A 19059-nucleotide genomic window follows, 5' to 3' on the forward strand; every position below is an offset into this window, starting at 1 on the left:
GCTATCACGTCGCTAATTCATTGTATTTATTTTGTTTTCTTATCAGTAGGGCATGTTTGCCAAAACTCGATACTCTCCATTAAGTGATAGCGCTATTGTGGAAACAAGCAAATTCTGTTCCCAAACGCGTATACGGTGTCGTTGTCGTTTAACTATAAAAAAGGAAGGTCCTATGGCGCAGACCTATCACACCACTGTCGGAAGCCGCCGCTATCGCTTTAATGGCCTGGCGGAATTAATGGCCAAGGCCACGCCACCACGCTCCGGTGACCGCTTAGCAGGTGTTATTGCAGAATCAGCAGAAGAGCGGGTAGTGGCGCAAATGGTACTGGCAGAACTGCCGCTGACCACGTTTTTGAATGAGGTGCTGATCCCTTATGAGCACGATGAAATTACTCGATTAATCATCGATGAGCACGATGCCGCTGCGTTTGCGCCGCTGACGCATTTAACCGTGGGTGATTTTCGCAATTGGCTGCTGTCCGACCATGCCACCAGCGATGTGTTAGCCGCGGCTCGCCCTGGCATTACCCCTGAAATGGCCGCGGCTGTTAGCAAGTTGATGCGCAATCAAGACTTGATGCTGGTTGCCAAGAAGTGCCAAGTGACGACCGCGTTTCGCAATACGATTGGTTTGCCGGGACGGTTATCCACGCGTTTGCAGCCCAACCATCCTACTGATGACGTGACCGGGATTGCCGCCAGTATTCTGGATGGCCTGTTATATGGCAGTGGCGATGCGGTCATTGGTATCAATCCTGCTACTGATAACGTTGCCCAGAGCATCAAGCTAATGCGCCTGATGGATGACGTCATTCAGAAGTACGAAATCCCCACCCAATCCTGCGTGCTAACCCATGTGACCAACACGCTCGAAGCGATTGAGCAGGGCGCGCCGGTGGATCTTGTCTTTCAATCCATTGGCGGTACCGAAGCCACCAACCGCAGCTTTGGCTTTGATTTGAGTACGCTGGCGGAAGCTGAGGCAGCCGCTCAGACCCTGAACCGCGGTACGGTCGGGCGCAATGTGATGTATTTCGAAACTGGCCAGGGCAGTTCGCTTTCCGCAGACGCTCATCATGGTTTGGATCAGCAAACCTGTGAAGCCCGCGCCTACGCGGTGGCACGTAAGTTCAACCCGTTGCTGGTGAATACGGTGGTGGGGTTTATCGGCCCTGAATACCTGTACGACGGCAAAGAGATTACGCGCGCGGGGCTGGAAGATCACTTCTGTGGCAAGTTGTTAGGCGTGCCCATGGGCTGTGACGTGTGCTACACCAACCACGCTGAAGCTGATCAAAACGATATGGACAACCTGCTGACGCTGTTAGGCGTGGCGGGCTGTAATTTTGTGATGGGCATCCCCGGCTCTGACGACATCATGCTCAACTACCAAACTACTTCCTTTCACGATGCCCTTTACGCACGGCGAGTGCTTGGGTTGAAGGCAGCACCGGAGTTCGAGCAGTGGCTGGCGAAGATGCATATCTTCCAAGACGTGTCTTCCTACCGGCTCAACGATCAACTACCGGCCGCGTTCGCCAATAGCCTACGCCACCTGCCAAACGAGGCTGCCCGCGATGTCTGATCATCAACCGAAAGAAGCGCCGCCGATTGTGATCGCGAACCCATGGGAGCGGTTAAGAGCATTTACCGATGCGCGCATTGGGCTTGGCCGTGCGGGTATCAGCCTGCCCACGCATCAACTATTGGCGTTTCAGCTGGCTCATGCCCAGGCCCAGGATGCCGTTCACTGCGCTCTCGAGTGCGACACGCTGGCCAGCGAGTTAACCGCAGCGCTGGGCCTGAGCCAGACGCCTATTCATGTGCATAGCCACGCCGTAGATCGTGCCATGTATCTGCAGCGTCCAGATTATGGCAGGCGTCTGAACGACGCTTCGCGAGAGACGCTGCAGCAAGCGGGGCAAGGTGGGCAGCGCTTCGATTTGGCGGTGGTAATTGTCGATGGACTTTCCGCACTGGCGGTGCAGCAGAACAGCGTGCCGTTTCTTACGGCGCTGTATCGCGCTTTTGAGAGTGATCAGCAAGCGTGGCAGCTCGCCCCCTTAACCCTTGTAGAGCAGGGCCGCGTGGCGATTGGCGATGAAGTCGGCGCGCTGCTTAATGCCGATGCCGTGCTAGTGATGATTGGCGAACGCCCAGGCTTAAGCTCCCCCGATAGCCTCGGGCTGTATATGACCTGGGCACCCGAAGTTGGCTTAAAAGATGACCGCCGAAACTGTATTTCAAACGTTCGCCCAGCAGGGCTGAAACCGGAAGAGGCTGCGCGGCGACTGCTGCTGCTATTGACCGAGGCCCGCCAGCGGAAGCTGTCTGGTGTTCAACTGAAAGATCGTAGCGAGGACAACGTATTAGAAGGCACAACAGGTGAGACAACTCAAAACTTCCTGGTGGCCGATTAACGAGGGCTTACGCGCTACGAGCAACCCATCAATAACAACCCTAATAGCAATACTCCTAACAACGCTCCTAACAACAATAGGGAACCAACACTCTGATTCAGCACGCCGCTGACAACGATTGCGTTCCACACCAAAAAGGGCAAGACCATGACACAACCTTCTGTTGATCAAGCGTATCTGGCCAAGCGCCAGCTTAGAAAAGGAACCGCTGGCTGGCTATTACTGGCAGGGCTTGGGGTTTCCTATGTTATTTCCGGTGATTTTGCTGGCTGGAACTTCGGTATTGCCGAGGCGGGCTGGGGCGGCTTTGCCATTGCTGCCTGCCTAATGGCGCTGATGTATCTTGCGCTGGTGCTGTCACTGGCGGAAATGTCGGCGGCGATTCCAGCCGCGGGTGGAGGCTATAGCTTTGCCCGCCAAGCAATGGGGCCAACGGGGGGCTACCTAACGGGACTCGCGGTGTTGATTGAGTATGCCCTTGCGCCAGCCGCGATTGTGATTTTTATCGGCTCGGCAGTTGAAGCGCTGTTGGGCATTAATGGACCGTTGGTTTACCTGCTGTTCTACGCGGTGTTTATCGGTATTCACTTAGCAGGCGTGGGTGAAGCGCTAAAAGTCATGATGGTGATTAGCGGCCTGGCGGTGTTTGCGATTTTGGCAACGGCAGTGGCGCTGATTGGCAATTTCGACTCAGCGAACCTATTTGATATTGCGCCCACTGATGCCGCCGGTGCGAGCACCTTTATGCCCTATGGCTGGTACGGTATTTGGGCCGCGCTGCCGTTTGGTATGTGGCTATTTTTAGCGGTTGAGGGTGTGCCGCTAGCCGCAGAAGAGGCCAAAGACCCCGCGCGAGATATGCCTAAAGGGATTATTGGTGCGATGCTATTTCTGCTGTTTACCGCCTTATTGGTTGTGGTGTTACTGGCAGGTGCGGCGGGCGCTGAAATGATTGGTCAAAGCGGTGTGCCGCTGGTGGATGCGTTGAATGCGACGGGCAACCCAACCTTGGCGACCTTGGTTAATGTGTTGGGCTTGGCAGGACTCATTGCTTCTTTTTTCTCTATTATTTATGGCTATAGTCGGTTGATCTTTGCGCTCTCGCGGGCGGGCTATCTGCCCAAGCAACTATCGCTGACCAGCGAGCGAAAAGTGCCTTATCTCGTGCTGATTGTACCGGGCGTTTTTGGCTTTCTGGCCTCATTAAGCGGTGAAGGTGATCTGATGTTAGCAATGGCGGTCGTCGGCGCAACGATCTCGTATGCACTGATGGCACTGAGCCATATTCTACTACGCGTACAGCAACCCGACTTGCCACGTCCTTATAAAACCCCAGGCGGCATTGTGACTTCATCGATTGCGCTGGTGTTGGCACTCGTGGCGCTGACGGGCGTTTATGCCTTCGACCCGCGTGCGTTTAATTACACTATTGTGCTGTTCATTGCCGGTGCGGCGTACTACTTCTTCTACAGCAAGAAAAGGCTGGTGGCGAAGACCGCAGAAGAGGAGTTTGCACTGGTGACGGCTGCACCAGAAGAGGTCGATACTAGCGAGCCGATACCTGTTGCTGCCAAGCTGTAATGTTTGCTGCCCATCGCCTAGGCTGACTAGGCAGATGAAGCCTCTGTGCCCAACGGCCCAGAGGCTTTTTTAGTATCTTTAGCGATAAGTAGCAAAACGTCACTACGACAGGAGCCAACATGACATTAACCTTTGTGCCCAGTGCGAACGCCCCCAATTTCGATCAACAGCGCGAAGCGCAGCGCTGGTTTGCAGTGAATGACGGTGTGATGGGTGGCGTGTCTCACAGCACATTTCGTATTGAAGCGGGGGAGGGCTGTTTTATTGGTGAGCTTTCACTCGATAATGGTGGTGGCTTTGCCTCGATACGCCGTGAGCCAGACCACTTTGAGCAATCGCTTGCTAAAAGTAACGGCGTTACGCTGTGCGTACGGGGCGACGGCCGTGCTTATCAATTGCGTTTGAAAAGTACAGCGTTAGACGATGCCAGCGCCTATCGAGTAACGTTCACACCGCCACAAGGCCAATGGGAAACGATGACGTTTACTTGGGATAGGTTTGAAGCTGTGCGGCGTGGCACACTTCTTAACGATGCGCCGCCACTTACCGCTGATAGTATTTATCAACTTGGTTTTTTAATTGCTGACCGAACCGCTGGGCCATTTCGACTCGACATTGCATCCATTGCAGCGCTTTAGTGGCCTATTTTGCAAAGTAATTTTCCAATAAGAGCACACCGCCATGAAGCACTCTCCAGCGTATCGCTTAGCGGCCACTATACTGCATGGGTTTGATGGCTATCGTGCTCGCTTTAAGCAGATAACCTTTGATGCCAGCCGTCGTTTTCGAGAGGCAGCCTGGCGGGAGGCCCAGCAAGCTTCAGCCGCGCGGATCAATCTTTACGAAGAGAAAGTAAACGATACGCTGGCGCGTTTGCAGCGTACGTTTGCCCATGAAGCACTAACGTACTGTGAAACGTGGCGGGAAGCGCGTGAGCATTATGCACAGCTGATTAGCCAGCGGTTGGATTACGAGTTGGCCGAGACGTTTTTTAACTCACTGTTCTGCTCAGTTTTTCACCACCGTCATATCCGCAACGACTGGATGTTTGTATACAGCTCCCGGGAAGATGCTGCGCATCATTCGGGCATTGAGCTGTGTCGTCGGCATTGCGTTAATGGTAACTGGCCCCAAGCGCTTGCTTGGGCGCTTGAAGAAGCGCCTTTTGATAACGCCTTTGCTGACCTGGAGCGCGATATTAGGTTAGGCGCAGGCTTGCTGGAAACTCAACTGCCAGCGGCCATTTTGCAGGCAGATGACGCTCAATTAGAATTGTTGAAAAGCGTCTTTTATCGCAATAAAGGGGCCTACTTGGTGGGCCGTATTCTGGGCGGCGGTGAGCAGGTGCCGCTGGTGTTACCCATTTTGCATGGTGAAGGGTTTGGCGAGCAGCAGGGCGGCGACCCCTGCCTGCACTTAGATACGGTGCTAACAGAAACTGATGAAGTCTCCATTATTTTCTCGTTTACCCGTGCCTATTTCCAGGTAGATGTACCGGTGCCGGGCGAGTTTGTCCATTACTTAAAACAGCTGATGCCCCATAAGCCTGAAGGCGAGCTGTACGCTTCCATTGGCTTTTTTAAGCATGGCAAAACTGAATTTTTCCGTGCGCTAAACCAGCAGGTGGCCAAGCGTGAAGATCAGTTTGTCATTGCGCCTGGTGTCCGTGGCATGGTGATGGCGGTGTTTGTACTGCCCAGTTTTCGCACCGTGTTTAAGATCATTAAAGATAAATTCGATCCGGCCAAAGACGTTACCCACGCGGTGGTACGTGAAAAATACCGCCTGGTAAAACGCCACGACCGGGTTGGGCGCATGGCTGATACCCAGGAGTTTTCGAATTTTATCGCGCGTCAGGATCACTTTTCCCCAGAGTGCTTGGCGCACTTGCTAGAAGTGGCACCCTCTACGGTGTCGCTGAAAGATGACAAGGTGATTATCAAGCACTGCTATACCGAGCGCATGATGACACCGCTAAACATCTACCTTGAACAGTGCAGCGCAGATGAGTGCGTAATGGTGCTCAAAGACTACGGTAACGCCATTAAACAGATGGCAGCGGCGAATATTTTCCCTGGCGATATGCTGTTAAAAAACTTTGGTGTTACTCGCCATGGCCGGGTGATTTTTTACGATTACGACGAAGTATGCTATCTCACGGAGTGCCGCTTTAGGCACCTGCCCAAAGCCTATGGCAATGACTTTCAAGGGGGTGGGGGAGAGAGTTTTTACGTTGGCCCCAATGATATCTTCCCTGAAGAGTTCGGCCCTTTTATGTTTGCCAACCCAGAGCTTCGCGCTATTTTTATCCAGCAGCACCCAGAGTTATTTGACCCCGACTATTGGCTAGAACTGCAGCAGGCCATTGTCGATGGGCGGGTGATCGATGTTTATCCATATCGTAATAAGCAGCGTTTCGCGGGAACCATAGGGCAGCTGGTATATTAGCGAATATACGCAGTGATTTACGCGAGGAAAACATGGCAGCATCACCGCACTTAGTGGTTTTTACCGGTTCAGGGATTAGCGCCGAAAGCGGTATTAAAACGTTCCGTGCCAGCGATGGTCTCTGGGAAGATCATCCGGTCGAGGAGGTAGCCACGCCAGCGGGCTGGCGTCGAGATCCTCAGCGCGTGCTGGAGTTTTATAACCTGCGCCGCGAACAAATTCGTAAGGCCAAGCCCAACGCTGCCCATAAGGCTTTGGCTGCGCTTGAAAAAGATGGTTTTAACGTCAGTGTTGTCACGCAAAATATTGATGACCTGCATGAGCGGGCAGGGTCACGTCATGTGCTGCATTTGCACGGTGAGATTTTGAAGGCACGCTCTACGGTAGATACGCGGCTGCGCTATCCACTGCCGAAAGGCGGCATTGCGCTGGGCGATATTTGTGACAAAGGCAGCCAGCTGCGCCCGGATGTGGTTTGGTTTGGCGAGTCGGTGACGCTGTTTGAAGATGCCTGTGAACTTGTTAGCCAAGCGGATTTTTTGCTGGTAGTGGGCACGTCCCTGGCGGTAATGCCCGCGGCGTCGCTGCTGTCGTATATTAACTTGGATACCCCGTGTGCCCTGGTCGACCCCGACGCGGATGCCTTAACACCGCCGGGCGTTCTAGCGATTAACACCACTGCAGGTGAAGGCGTTCCTGCCTTGGTCAACCAATGGCGCAAACAGGGCAATTTGATGCTGCCTTGAACTGTCTATCGCTTCAAAAACCATGCTTTCATTACGTCGGTAATCTGAGTGATGTTGGCGTCGGTAGCGATATAAGCCGGCATGGTGTAAAGCCAGCGGCCGATTGGTCGCAGCCACACCCCACGCTCGCGGGCGAATTGCCCGACGCCTTTTAGCGCCTCGGCGGAGTGCGCTTCAATCACCGCGGTGGCACCCAGCACTCGCACATCGGCCACGGCTGGGTGGGCGTTCAGCGCGGAGTCGTCCATTAGCGCTCGGCTAAGCTGCTGGCTGAGTGCCGCAATCTTGTCCAGGTAGCGCTCCTCTTCAAACACGCGCAGGCTTTCCAGCGCGACGCGGCAGGCCAGCGGGTTGCCCATAAATGTAGGGCCGTGCATAAAGGCATGGTGGGCGCTGTCGCCCACAAACGCGTCGTGAACGCGGTCGCTGGCCAGGGTCGCTGCATGACCGAGGTAGCCGCCGGTTAATCCTTTTGAGAGCACCATAATATCCGGTGTCACGTTGGCGTGATTGGCGGCAAACAGCTTGCCGGTGCGGCCAAAACCGGTGGCTACTTCATCAAAAATCAGCAACACGCCAAACTCATCGCACAACGCCCGTGCACCGCGCAGGTAGTCCGGCGAGGTCATGTTTAGCCCGCCTGCCGCCTGGAGTAATGGTTCCATCAGCAGTGCAGCAACTTCATGATGGTGGCTCGCCAAAACGTCGCGAAGTGCCGCTAAATCGTAGGCTACCTGTTCCGGTGTGGCGTTAAACGGTGCGCTGGGCGCGGGGGCAAAGTGGTGCTGGGGCAGCAGGCTGGCGAACAAGCTATGCATGCCTTCTTCCGGGTCACAGACCGCCATACAGCCGGTAGTGTCGCCATGGTAGGCCTTCATTAACGAAAGCATCTTGCATTTTTCGGGGTGGCCGATGAGCACCTGGTACTGCAGGGCCATTTTCATCGCCACTTCCATCCCGACGGAACCACTGTCGGAGTAGAACACGTGATTAAGTCCATCAGGGGTAATGCGCACTAGCTCCCGAGCAAGCTGGTCGGCGGGATCATGGGTGAGGCCACCGAGCATGACATGGCATAGCTCGCCTGCCTGTTCACGAATGGCCGCGACTAAACGCGGGTGGCCATAGCCATGAATCATGCACCACCAAGAGCAGGTAGCGTCGAGCAGTTGCTCGCCGCTTTCCAGGATGAAATGGCTACCGCTGCCGCCGACTACTTTAGGGGCGGGAGCTTGTGTTTTGAGGTGGGCATAAGGGTGCCAGACGGGAGAGCTCATAAAGCGGCTTCCTGGTTCAAAACGGGCGTGTTGAGCAGCGCGGTTAGTGAGAGCGCGTGGCGCGCATGGACGGCATCAGCGATAGCTAAATGGGGAATAATGCCTAGACATGGCGCGTTAAGGGTGTTTTTAAGCAGGGCGATATTGGCATCAAAGCGTGCTGTATCAGAGGCGAATGCAGGGTCCACCACGCTGCCGACCCAGCCTGCAAGGGTTAGGCCATCGGCTGCGATCACCTCTGCGGTAAGCCGCGCATGATTAAGACAGCCAAGTTTTAGTCCCACGACCAGAATGACAGGCAGCTGCATCAGCCGCGGTATATCGGAAAAGTCGTCTTGCTCATTGAGTGGCACGCGCCAGCCGCCAGCGCCTTCGATGAGCGTTAAATCGCGCGGCGTGTCGTTTAGCGTGGCAGTAAGCGATTCCACTACGCTGTTGACGTTAAGAATGTGCCCCGCCTCGCTGGCGGCTAGATGTGGCGCGATAGCAGGCGCAAACGTCCAAGGGTTAACGGTGGTGTAATCGACCGGTGGAGCGCTTTGTGCCTGTAGCGCCAACGCATCGCTATTGCGCAGCCCATCCGTCGTGATGTGGCTGCCAGAGGCAATCGGCTTAAGCCCCAGCGTGCTGAGCTGCTGATATTTGGCAGCGCACAGCAGTGCGCTGGTGGCCAGGGTCTTACCCGCATCGGTATCGGTGCCGGTCACGAAATAGACGGTCATGATGATTTTTCCAGGTGCAGGGTGATGCAGTGGTAACTAACGGGGAGCCCTTGGGGGTCACGTAGCGTTTCAAACCGCTCACGGGCGACGGCCAGCTCTCGGCGGGTAAGGCGCGCCTTGGGTCGTGCCACTTGGGCGCCTACCCCCTTAATTGAGGCCATCACGGCCGTTAGGTCGGGGTAGTAAAACCGCCGCCATTCGGTGATGCGATCAACCAGCGTTAAACCGCTCAGTGCAACGGCACGTTCAAGTGCTTGGGCATTCGGCGTTTGCAGTAACGCCTCCGGGCGCTGCCAAGCCGTAGCGACTTCTGCCAGCGTGCCAGGTAAGAGCGTTGTGAGGCGCACTTGGCTGCCAGGGGTCAGCACTCGTTGAAGCTCGCGCATAACCCTATCGATATCGCGGCACCACTGGATGGCGAGGTTGGAAAAGACCAGATCAAAGGTGCTGCGCTCAAACGGCAGCGCAGCGGCATCGCCTTGCTGCCAACGAATATGATTGCCATAGCGCGCCTGGGCATGGGCGAGCATGCCCGGGGCAATATCCAGCCCAGTGACGTGGGCTTGGGGAAACTGAGTGGCTAGTCGTTGTGTCCAGACACCGGTGCCGCAGCCAAGATCGAGTATGTTGTCGGCACTAGGCGGAAGCGATGACCAGAGCGTTTCCCCTATCTGACGCTGAGCGCTGGCTAGAGCATCGTAGCGTGGAGCCGCCCGAGAAAAAGCGTGGGCGACTTTTGCTTGCCAGTTTGGTGCGGGCATTGTCGTTAGGTGCATACGTGCTCCTTTGTGACAAGTGCGGCCTGGGAAGCGATGGTCGCGACCAACTGAGCTGGCTGGGAAAGCATGGGGCAGTGCCCCGCTTGGGTAAGGTTGATAGCCTGAGCACGGGTGCTGGAAGCCACTAACGGATCGTGCTCGCCAACTAATCGAATGACCGGACAGGGCGCCTCTTTCAAACGCTGGGTGTTATCCAATGTGGCAAGCCAGTGAAGCCCTTGGGACAGCGTGCTGAGCGTGGCGCTTGGGGTGTCACCCAGAATGGCGCGAAGCTGTTGGTGGGCGTGGCGAGTATTAGGTTCGCCCTGGGTTTGCCAACGTAAAAAATGTCGCCACGTGGCGCCGGGGTCGCGGGTAAAGGCGCGCTGAAAGCTGGCAAGCTCGGCGTTGCTGACGCCATCATTGCTACAAAATTGCTCGCCCGTGCCAAGCAGCACAAGGCCGCGTGGCGCAGGCAGCTTATCGAGCAGTGCGCTGGCTAACAGCCCGCCCAGCGACCAGCCGACCCACACAGCGTCGCTGGGTAGCTTGTCGGCCATGGCGCTGGCAAGAGTATCAAGGGTGGCAGGTTCAGCCAGGGCAGGGGTATCGCCATAGCCCGGCCACTCCACCGTGTGTACCTCGCTAGGGGCGGGCCAGTGGTGTTCCAACGGCTGCCAAATGCGCTGGTCGACTCCCCAACCTGACAGCAGCACAAGACGTTGAGGGGCGGCGTTTAGGCGGGACATACTGCCTCCTCATACAGGCAGATGCTGAGCCCTTCAATCAGCCGATCAATATCGCCTAGCGAGTGGCGGGCACTCAGCGTAATACGCAGCCGTGCGGCACCCATGGGCACCGTGGGTGGGCGAATCGCCCCGACGTGAATGCCTCGCTGGGAGAGCTTAGCCGCCCAAGCCATGGTGCGTGACTCGTCTCCTAGCAACAGCGGTTGAATAGGCGTATGGGAGTCGGCAAGGGGCAGCCTTAGCGCCTGGGCCTGCTGGCGAAAATAGTGGATATGGCGCGTTAGCTGTTGGCGGTGTTCGGGTTCGCGCTGCACGATGGTCAGCGCTTCCAGGGTCGCAGTGGCAATGCTGGGAGGCTGGGCCGTGGTATAGACATAGCTGCGAGCAAACTGGGTGAGGTGGTCAATCAGCACAGCGTCACCGGCCACAAACGCGCCAGCGGTGCCCAATGCTTTGCCTAGTGTGCCGACCAAAATAGGCACCGCTTGGCTGTCGAAACCTTCCACACAGCCGCTACCGTTATCGCCTACAACACCTAGGCCGTGCGCGTCATCAACCATTAGCCAGGCGTTGTGCTGCTGGCTGACGTGGACAAGGGTGGCAATATCGGCAACGTCGCCATCCATGCTGAACACGCCGTCGCTGACCACCAACTTATGGGTGGCGGAGCTGCGCGCTAACAGGCGTTCAAGATCAGCGCCATCGCGGTGATGAAAACGCCGTGAGCGAGCGCCGCTCAGCGTTGCACCATCGAGCAGTGAGGCATGATTCAAACGGTCTTGAAAGAGGGCGGTATTTGGGTCGGCGAGCGCCTGCAACACACCAAGGTTAGCCATATAGCCGGTGGAAAACAGCAGTGCACGCTGCCGTCCGGTCCACTGGGCTAAGGCGTCTTCCAGTGCGTCGTGGATTTCCAAATGGCCGCTGACCAAGTGCGACGCGCCCGCGCCTGCGCCAAAGCGACGCGCACCCTCTGCCTGGGCAGCCTGCACACGTGGATCATGAGCCAGCCCAAGATAGTCATTGCCCGCAAAGTCCAGCGTGCTATGGGTGTTCACCTGGCGGTGCCGCCAGCGCTGTTCTTCAACACGCTGCTGCCTGGCGCTGGCTAGCCGCTGATGCCACACGTCAGACACTAGCATCTACCGCCAGTGCTGCGGCCTGCTCTGCCTGGGCGCGTTGTTGAGCTTGTTGGGTGAGTCGCTCGGTGTGAGCAGCTTCATCTTCGCAGGTATCTCGGCGCTCTGGGTGCAGGCCTAATTTTGCAAAGAGCGCGCGGTCGCGGTCTGCCTGTGGGTTGCCGGTGGTGAGCAGTTTGTCGCCGTAGAAGATCGAGTTGGCTCCAGCCAAAAATGCCAGTGCCTGAGTCGACTCGCTCATCTGCTCGCGGCCAGCGGAAAGCCGCACATGGCTTTGCGGCATCATAATACGCGCCACCGCGATGGCGCGGATAAACTCAAGCGGGTCCAAGTCTTCAACGTTCTCCAGCGGCGTACCCGGTACTTTAACCAGCATATTGATGGGCACGGATTCTGGGTGGGGTGACAGCTTGGCTAACTGCTGTAACAGCGCGCTACGGTCTTGTGCGCCTTCGCCCATGCCTAAAATGCCGCCTGAGCATACTTTCATGCCCGCTTCACGCACGGTGGCCAGGGTGTCTAGGCGGTCGCTGTAGGTGCGGGTGGTGATGATTTCACCATAAAAGTCGGGGGAGGTGTCCAGGTTATGGTTGTAGTAATCCAGCCCGGCAGCCGCCAAACGGTTGGCTTGATCACCGTCGACCATACCTAGTGTCATGCAGGTTTCCAGCCCTAGGGCTTTCACTTGGCGAACCATCTCTTCGACTAGCAGTAAATCTTTGTCCCGCGGGCTGCGCCATGCTGCGCCCATACAGAAACGGCTAGCGCCGGCTTCTTTGGCAGCCTTGGCCTGGGCAACGACTTTTTCGATTTCCAGCAGCTTCTCTTTTTCGAGCTGGGTGTTGTAGTGACCGGACTGCGGGCAATATTTGCAGTCTTCTGGGCAAGCACCGGTTTTAATCGACAGCAGGGTCGAGACCTGCACCGCGTTAGCATCAAAGTGGGCGCGATGTACTTGCTGAGCTTTAAATAGCAGGTCGTTGAAAGGCAGCGCGAACAGCGCATTAATCTCTTCCAGCGTCCAGTCGTGGCGCGGGGCGGCGGCATTAAAAGCGGTGGCGGTCACGGGTAAACCTTTTTTCTTTTGAAAGTTGACAAGACTCTAGCGGCGTTCCGCTTTTAGTGTCAACTTTTTGGAGCTTTTTGGTTTACAGGTGGTGGTTTTAGAAAGCAGGGGTTCGTCATGGTGGTCGGGCTGCTTTATACTCGGCGCCCTTTGTTAACCGTCTTTTGTTAATCGCCCTTTATTAATCGCCCTTTATAAATTGGAGCGCGGATGTCTGACGCTACGTCACAGCCCCCTGAGTCTTCTTCATTGACTGACTACGACCCTGCTACGGGGCATCCGCGTCCACCTCGGCGTGAATTTAAAGCACGGGGAAGTTTTGTCACACGTTGTGAAGGGTGCAATCTTCCTGAGCTCAACTGCCTGTGCCCTTACCAAGTGAAAGCGGATAGCACCGCCCAGGTGTGGCTATTGACCCACTCTATAGAACACTACAAGCCAACTAATACAGGACGGTTAATTGGGGATGTGCTGACGCAAACCAAAGTGTTTACCTGGTATCGCACCGCACCAGACGATGAGTTAGCCGCGCTGCTTGAAGATCCTCGCTACGCGCCTTTTGTGATCTTTCCTGATGACCAGCCCGACTACGCAGATCGTGTAGTGGATATTAATGCGGTGCACGCGGTGAAGCAGCAAGCACGTATTCCGGTATTTGTGATTTTAGATGGCACGTGGCGGCAAGCGCGACGCATGTTCCGCAAGAGTCCTTATCTGGATGCGCTGCCGGTACTACCGCTGCGCACTGAGCGGGAAACACGCTATCGGCTTCGCAAACCTGCCTCAAAATCGCACCTTTGTACTGCGGAAGTTGCCATTGAACTGTTGCGCCAAAGTGGCGATGAAAATGCCGCTGATGTGCTAGACGATTACTTTGATGTATTTAACGATAGCTATGCCGAGAGCCGCTACTATCGCAAAATTGCTCAACCAACCGCTGCCATGCAGCGACTGTTAGTTCGGAAGGGTTAGCGCTGAGCGCTAGGTAGCCAGCGCAGCATCACTTTGCGTACCCAGTACCAGCGGTTAATCAATAGGGCGGTAAAAATCAGGCTACAGCCAAGCAGCTGTAGCAGGGTCATGGTTTCGCCAAACCACCATGCGGCGAATAGGGCAGTCCACACGGCTTCAAGCATTAAGATAACCGCCGCGTGGCTAGGCGTGGTCATGCCCTGGGCTTTGATTTGCAGAAAGAAGCGCAGTGAACTGGCTAGCAGCACGCTGGCCATAAACCAGCCCACTATGGAGGGGCTGAGCGCTAAAGGCTGATGCTCGACGACCAACGATAGGCAGGTCAGTATGCTGCCGACTGAAATCAACTGAAGTGTTGTTAATGGCAGCGCAGGCACGTTGCGCACCACGCGGGTGTTGACGTTGATCAATAGCGCAAAGCAGAGTGCTGCACACACCATTAGCAGTTGACTGGCTTCTATTCGAAACCCTGCGTTCAGCGACAGCAGTGCAAAGCCAAATAGCGCCACCGGAAGAGCAACCCAGGTAGAGCGTGGCGGGCGGTCACCAAACAGCAAGCGTGCTACCACGGGTACTAGTAAAATCCCCAAGCTGTTGATAAACGCGCTTTCACCCAGGTGGTCGGAGTAACTTAACCCCAGAATCCAAAAGGCAATCGCGGCGCTAAACAAAAAACCTACTAGCACACCGCGCCTTACCCTACGTGGGGGCAAGCGCTGCAGAGCAGGCCAGGCGAAAGGTAGAAGTAGCAGCCCCGCCAGTAAAAAGCGCGTACCAATAAACAGTAGCGGGGGCATGCCCGCTAACGCTTCTTTAGAAAAAATCCACCCACTGGCAGCTACCACTGTCACCAGTAATAGCAATGCATCGGCTTGCCATGGGGCCTGTTTTAGCACACTCATTTAGGCCGCGCCGCTACCGAACAGTGCGCCGGCAATCCTAAAGCCTGCGACCCAGGTGCCCACCGCTGAGCCAACGGTTGCCAGAATGAACACCAGGAGGGTGTGCGAAACACGGTTTTTCCACCACCCCTTCAGCTGGGTAACATCGTGGCGCAGGGTCGAAAAATCACGCACCTTTGGTTTGCGCATGTAAAGTTCTACCCCTGCAGCGACAAAGCCTGCGCCAATGGTAGGGTTTAGCGAAGTCAGCGGAGCAGCAAAGAAGGTGGCGATCACCGTTACTGGGTGTGCCAGGGCTAGAATGGTCGCACCACCGGATAAAATGCCGTTGATTAAAAACCACTCAATCACTAGCTGCCAGCCAAGCTCGGTATTGCGCGAAAATCCGATCACAAAGCCGGTAATAACCAGCGCGGTAATCAGCCAAGGGGCTGCTTTCCAGAGTTTAGACGGTGGCGGCGTTGCCTCCAGTGACTCACGCTCTGCAGTGGGGTTGTCGGGAAGCGGTGCTTCTAAATGCTCACCCGTGCCTTTTAAATGCCCGGCACCCAGTACCACCAACACGTTTTGGTAGCGCCCAGGCGGTGCTTCTTCAGCTAAACGCAGTGCCATATAGCGGTCGCGTTCGCGAATGAGCGGGGTATAAAGCGCTTCCGACTCTGCGGCAAACTCGCTGAAAGTGGCTTCCAACATGTCGCCTTCTTTGAGCTTTTCGATGTCTTCTTTAGAGACATCCTGGCGCGACATCACGCTGCCAATTAGCCCCGAAAATAGCGAAAAGCGTTGCCACCAGGGAACATTGCGGTAAATGCGTTTTAGCGTAATACCAACGTCGCGATCGACCAACATTAAAGGCAGCTTGCGGGTACGGCACTCTTCTACTGCTGCACGCATTTCAGCGCCAGGCTGAATGCCTGACTGCTCGGCAATCCGTTGTTGAAACGCACCAAGCGCTAGGCTTGCTGCTACCATGCCCGCTTTACCCTGTTTAAATACCTGGAAAAGATCCTGCTCCCCCATTGCATCGGGGTTATCCATGCTGTGATGACGTGCGTCGCATAGTTCAATGGCAACGGCATCGAAAGTGCCACTGTTGATTAATTGGCGAACGTCATCGGCACTTTCGGCTGAGACGTGAGCGGTGCCGAGAAGGGTGTAACGAGTGCCGCCAACGGTGACGGTTTTTAACGGGCCGCTGGTAGTTGGCAGCGCATTGGGGTCTTGCGCCAGCGGTGTCGCATTATCCTGGGTCATCAATGTTACTCAACTCATAAATGTAAAAACGTTAATTCGTCGACGCTAGATCAGCGACGCCAAAATGCCGGCGTAAATAGCACCAGCACCGTGAATATTTCTAAACGGCCAAGCAGCATAGCCAGTACCAGTATCCATTTGGCTAGACTGGGTAAGTCGCCATAATGGCTGCTAGCTTCGCCTAGCGCTGGGCCTAAATTGTTCAGTGCAGAACCAACCGTGGACCAAGCAGTCACTTGGTCAACACCCGTAGCCATCACGCCCACCAGCATTAGGAAAAACAGCATAACGTAGGCAGAAAAGAAGCCCCATACCGCCTGGGCGATACTATCGGGCACGCTGACTTTGCCCACTTTAACGGCAATCACGGCGTTGGGGTGAATAAGGCGCATAACTTCACGCATACCCTGTTTCAAAATTAGAATAATACGGATTACTTTCATGCCGCCCGCTGTAGAGCCGGAACAGCCGCCTACAAACGCGGCAACAAATAGCAAAAAGGGTAGTGCGCCTGGCCAGCCTGAAAAGTCGGCAACCGCAAAGCCTGCTGTGGTGGCGACTGAAACCACTTCGAACAGACCGTGGCGCAGCCCTTCAACATCGTCATAGGTGCCAGTGAACCACAGGGTAATCACGGTGATTGTGGTTAACCCGCTAAGAAATATCATTAAAAAGCGGGCTTCAGGATCTTGAAAATAGTGCAGTAGGCTTTTTTCACGCCAAGCAATAAAGTGCAGGCTAAAACTGACCGCTGAAATCAGCATAAAGCCGATACAGATAAGCTCAATAGCGGCACTATCAAAGTAGCCTATGCTGGCGTCATACGTAGAAAATCCGCCAATCGCAACAGTGGAAAAGCTATGGCTTAATGCATCGAACCAATCCATGCCTGCCAACATGTAAGCGACCATACAGGCCAGCGTGAGTGTTGCGTAGATGTACCATAGTGCTTTGGCGGTTTCGGTAATTCGCGGCGTTAGCTTTGAATCCTTGAGCGGTCCAGGAATTTCAGTGCGGTACAGGGCCATACCGCCAACACCTAGCGTGGGCAAAATGGCGACAGCTAATACCACAATCCCCATGCCACCTAACCACTGTAGCTGTTGGCGATAGTAAAGGATGGATTCTGGCAGAAAATCGATGCCGGTAATCACGGTTGCGCCTGTCGTGGTAAGACCAGAAAACGACTCAAATACTGCATCAGTGATACCGAGCGCGCTTTCACCAAACAACATCAGCGGTAGCGAGCCGAACAGTGCTAGTACGGTCCAAAACATGGCCGCAATAATGAAGCCGTCGCGAATCCGCAGCTCTTTGTGGGCGCGGCGATTGGGTAAGTAAAGCAGTAGCCCGGTGATAACCGTAATGGCGATGCCGCTCATGAAAGCATGCCAAACACCATCGCGAAACCAAAGTGATATCAGCATAGGTGGGAGCATCGTGAGGCTAAATAGCATCAACAAAAGCCCTAAAATGCGTAGTATGACCCGCAAACTCATAGCAGTGGTTGCCTCATAGCGATGGCTTGGTTTCTTGAAGAACGTTGCTTAGAAGGACGTTTCCTAAAAGAACGTTAAACCGACTTGGAATAGGCGTTCCACGTCACGGATGCGCCGCTTATCGATCACAAACAGAATTACGTGGTCGCCGCTCTCGACCATCACATCCCCATGGCCAATGATGACCTCTTTGCCTCGTACAATGGCACCTATAGTGGTGCCTTCGGGCAGATTGATCTCAGCAATGGTGCGGCCCACGACCTTGGACGACTGCTTATCACCATGGGCGATAGCCTCGATGGCTTCCGCCGCGCCACGGCGAAGCGAATGGACGTTAACGATATCGCCACGGCGAACGTGGGTAAGCAGGCTGCCGATGGTCGCTTGCTGGGGCGAAATGGCGATATCGATTTCGCCCCCCTGAACCAAATCTACGTAGGCAGCGTTGTTAATCAGCGTGAGTACCTTTTTGGCTCCCAAGCGTTTGGCCAGCAGCGACGACATAATATTAACCTCGTCGTCGTTGGTCAGAGCACAAAAGATATCGCACTCTTCGATGTTCTCTTCTTCCAGCAGCCGCTTGCTGGTAGCGCTGCCGTGAAGTACCACTGTACGGTCAAGCCGTTCGGAAAGCGCGGTACAGCGCTCTAAACTGTGCTCGATAATTTTGACCTGGTGGCTGTGCTCCAGGTGTTCGGCCAAGCGTTCACCGATATTGCCCCCACCGGCAATCACCACCCGCCGAAAATCCCGTTCAACGCGGCGTAGTTCGCTCATTACCGCGCGAATATCGCGCCGTGCCGCCAGGAAAAACACTTCGTCGTCGGCTTCAATCACCGTATCGCCACGGGGAATGATCGGCCGATTGCGGCGGTAAATCGCGGCGACGCGTGTTTCCACATTGGGCATGTGCTTGGCTAAAAAGGCTAAATCTTGCCCTACCAGTGGGCCTCCGTAGAACGCCTTGACCGCCACCAATTGCACCAAACCACCGGCAAACTCTAACACCTGCAACGCACCGGGGTGCTCAATCAGGCGGCGCACATGATCCGTGACCACTTGTTCAGGGCTGATCAGTACATCAATAGGAATCGCTTCGTGGGCGAATAACCCTTTACGGGTGAGGTAGGCGGTTGAACGTACGCGGGCAATTTTGGTGGGGGTACGAAATAGCGTGTGGGCGACTTGGCAGGCGATCATATTGACTTCGTCGGTGTTGGTCACCGCAATCAACATATCGGCATCTTCACAGCCTGCTTGGCGCAGCACCATAGGATAAGACCCCGCTCCGGTAACGGTGCGTATATCCAGCTTGGTGTGTAATTCGCGTAGCCTAGCTCCGTCAGTATCGACGACGGTAATATCGTTTTCCTCGCGAGCAAGATGCTCCGCTAAGGTGCCGCCGACCTGGCCGGCGCCGAGAATGATGATTTTCATTGCTGAGCATCGGTTCCGTTGTAAGCGCCAGCGCGTTCTCGGCAAGAGATATGTGCGCTGCAATAAAGACGGCGGCCAGTGTAAAC

General features: G+C 55.3%; 17 protein-coding genes. 7 read left to right on the forward strand and 10 right to left on the reverse strand.

Annotation, left to right across the window (positions count from 1 at the left end):
* The first annotated feature begins 172 nt into the window (after positions 1 to 172).
* The 6 genes from K1Y77_RS02995 (at position 173) to K1Y77_RS03020 (ending at position 7198) form a co-directional block, all read left to right on the forward strand.
* A complete protein-coding gene (locus K1Y77_RS02995; protein WP_264430252.1) occupies positions 173 to 1588 on the forward strand; it encodes an ethanolamine ammonia-lyase subunit EutB in 1416 nt (471 codons plus the stop codon).
* The gene (gene eutC / locus K1Y77_RS03000) at positions 1581 to 2423 is read left to right on the forward strand and encodes an ethanolamine ammonia-lyase subunit EutC (protein ID WP_030074861.1); all 843 of its coding nucleotides are present in this window, start codon (positions 1581 to 1583) and stop codon (positions 2421 to 2423) included. The genes K1Y77_RS02995 and eutC overlap by 8 nt, the downstream gene beginning before the upstream one ends.
* 147 nt (positions 2424 to 2570) lie before the next feature.
* The gene (gene eat, locus K1Y77_RS03005) at positions 2571 to 4004 is read left to right on the forward strand and encodes an ethanolamine permease (protein WP_264430255.1); all 1434 of its coding nucleotides are present in this window, start codon (positions 2571 to 2573) and stop codon (positions 4002 to 4004) included.
* A 119-nt stretch (positions 4005 to 4123) separates the two neighbouring features.
* Positions 4124 to 4642 carry a CIA30 family protein gene (locus K1Y77_RS03010; protein ID WP_264430258.1) on the forward strand — a complete coding sequence of 173 codons (519 nt, stop codon included), beginning with the start codon at positions 4124 to 4126 and terminating at the stop codon, positions 4640 to 4642.
* A 43-nt stretch (positions 4643 to 4685) separates the two neighbouring features.
* Complete coding sequence (gene aceK, locus K1Y77_RS03015; protein WP_030074864.1) at positions 4686 to 6452, forward strand: bifunctional isocitrate dehydrogenase kinase/phosphatase; 1767 nt, start codon at positions 4686 to 4688, stop codon at positions 6450 to 6452.
* A 32-nt stretch (positions 6453 to 6484) separates the two neighbouring features.
* A complete protein-coding gene (locus K1Y77_RS03020; RefSeq protein WP_264018824.1) occupies positions 6485 to 7198 on the forward strand; it encodes an SIR2 family NAD-dependent protein deacylase in 714 nt (237 codons plus the stop codon).
* Positions 7199 to 7203: 5 nt separating this feature from the next.
* Here K1Y77_RS03020 and bioA read toward each other — a convergent pair whose 3' ends face one another.
* From bioA to bioB, 6 genes are read right to left on the reverse strand one after another with little or no spacing between them, the layout of a single operon-like run.
* On the reverse strand, positions 7204 to 8475 hold the full coding sequence (gene bioA / locus K1Y77_RS03025) for an adenosylmethionine--8-amino-7-oxononanoate transaminase (RefSeq protein WP_264430261.1): 1272 nt from the start codon (positions 8473 to 8475) through the stop codon (positions 7204 to 7206).
* Complete coding sequence (gene bioD / locus K1Y77_RS03030) at positions 8472 to 9197, reverse strand: dethiobiotin synthase (protein WP_264430262.1); 726 nt, start codon at positions 9195 to 9197, stop codon at positions 8472 to 8474. Before bioD ends, bioA begins: the two co-directional genes overlap by 4 nt.
* Entirely contained in the window at positions 9194 to 9973 is a 780-nt protein-coding gene (locus tag K1Y77_RS03035; RefSeq protein WP_264430264.1) for a methyltransferase domain-containing protein, read from the reverse strand. Before K1Y77_RS03035 ends, bioD begins: the two co-directional genes overlap by 4 nt.
* Positions 9964 to 10704, reverse strand: coding sequence for an alpha/beta fold hydrolase (locus K1Y77_RS03040; RefSeq protein WP_264430266.1), 741 nt, complete (start codon positions 10702 to 10704; stop codon positions 9964 to 9966). Before K1Y77_RS03040 ends, K1Y77_RS03035 begins: the two co-directional genes overlap by 10 nt.
* Positions 10692 to 11846 carry an 8-amino-7-oxononanoate synthase gene (gene bioF, locus K1Y77_RS03045; RefSeq protein WP_264430268.1) on the reverse strand — a complete coding sequence of 385 codons (1155 nt, stop codon included), beginning with the start codon at positions 11844 to 11846 and terminating at the stop codon, positions 10692 to 10694. The genes K1Y77_RS03040 and bioF overlap by 13 nt, the downstream gene beginning before the upstream one ends.
* Positions 11833 to 12909 (reverse strand): biotin synthase BioB, encoded by a 1077-nt coding sequence (gene bioB, locus K1Y77_RS03050; protein WP_264430271.1) that lies wholly within the window; start codon positions 12907 to 12909, stop codon positions 11833 to 11835. Before bioB ends, bioF begins: the two co-directional genes overlap by 14 nt.
* A gap of 210 nt (positions 12910 to 13119) precedes the next feature.
* Here bioB and K1Y77_RS03055 point away from each other — a divergent pair, with 210 nt between their 5' ends.
* Positions 13120 to 13881 (forward strand): tRNA-uridine aminocarboxypropyltransferase, encoded by a 762-nt coding sequence (locus K1Y77_RS03055; RefSeq protein WP_264430273.1) that lies wholly within the window; start codon positions 13120 to 13122, stop codon positions 13879 to 13881.
* Here K1Y77_RS03055 and K1Y77_RS03060 read toward each other — a convergent pair.
* The 4 genes from K1Y77_RS03060 to trkA form a co-directional block, all read right to left on the reverse strand.
* The gene (locus K1Y77_RS03060; RefSeq protein ID WP_264430275.1) at positions 13878 to 14783 is read right to left on the reverse strand and encodes a DMT family transporter; all 906 of its coding nucleotides are present in this window, start codon (positions 14781 to 14783) and stop codon (positions 13878 to 13880) included. The two genes, K1Y77_RS03055 and K1Y77_RS03060, sit on opposite strands and share 4 nt — an antisense overlap.
* The gene (locus K1Y77_RS03065) at positions 14784 to 16037 is read right to left on the reverse strand and encodes a TraB/GumN family protein (protein ID WP_264430277.1); all 1254 of its coding nucleotides are present in this window, start codon (positions 16035 to 16037) and stop codon (positions 14784 to 14786) included.
* Between the two features lie 50 nt (positions 16038 to 16087).
* Positions 16088 to 17536 (reverse strand): TrkH family potassium uptake protein, encoded by a 1449-nt coding sequence (locus tag K1Y77_RS03070; protein ID WP_030074886.1) that lies wholly within the window; start codon positions 17534 to 17536, stop codon positions 16088 to 16090.
* 63 nt (positions 17537 to 17599) lie between these two features.
* Positions 17600 to 18973 (reverse strand): Trk system potassium transporter TrkA, encoded by a 1374-nt coding sequence (gene trkA / locus K1Y77_RS03075; protein WP_264018816.1) that lies wholly within the window; start codon positions 18971 to 18973, stop codon positions 17600 to 17602.
* Positions 18974 to 19059: the final 86 nt, after the last annotated feature.

Source organism: Halomonas qaidamensis (genome assembly GCF_025917315.1).
In the GTDB taxonomy this organism is placed as follows: Bacteria; Pseudomonadota; Gammaproteobacteria; order Pseudomonadales; family Halomonadaceae; genus Vreelandella; species Vreelandella qaidamensis.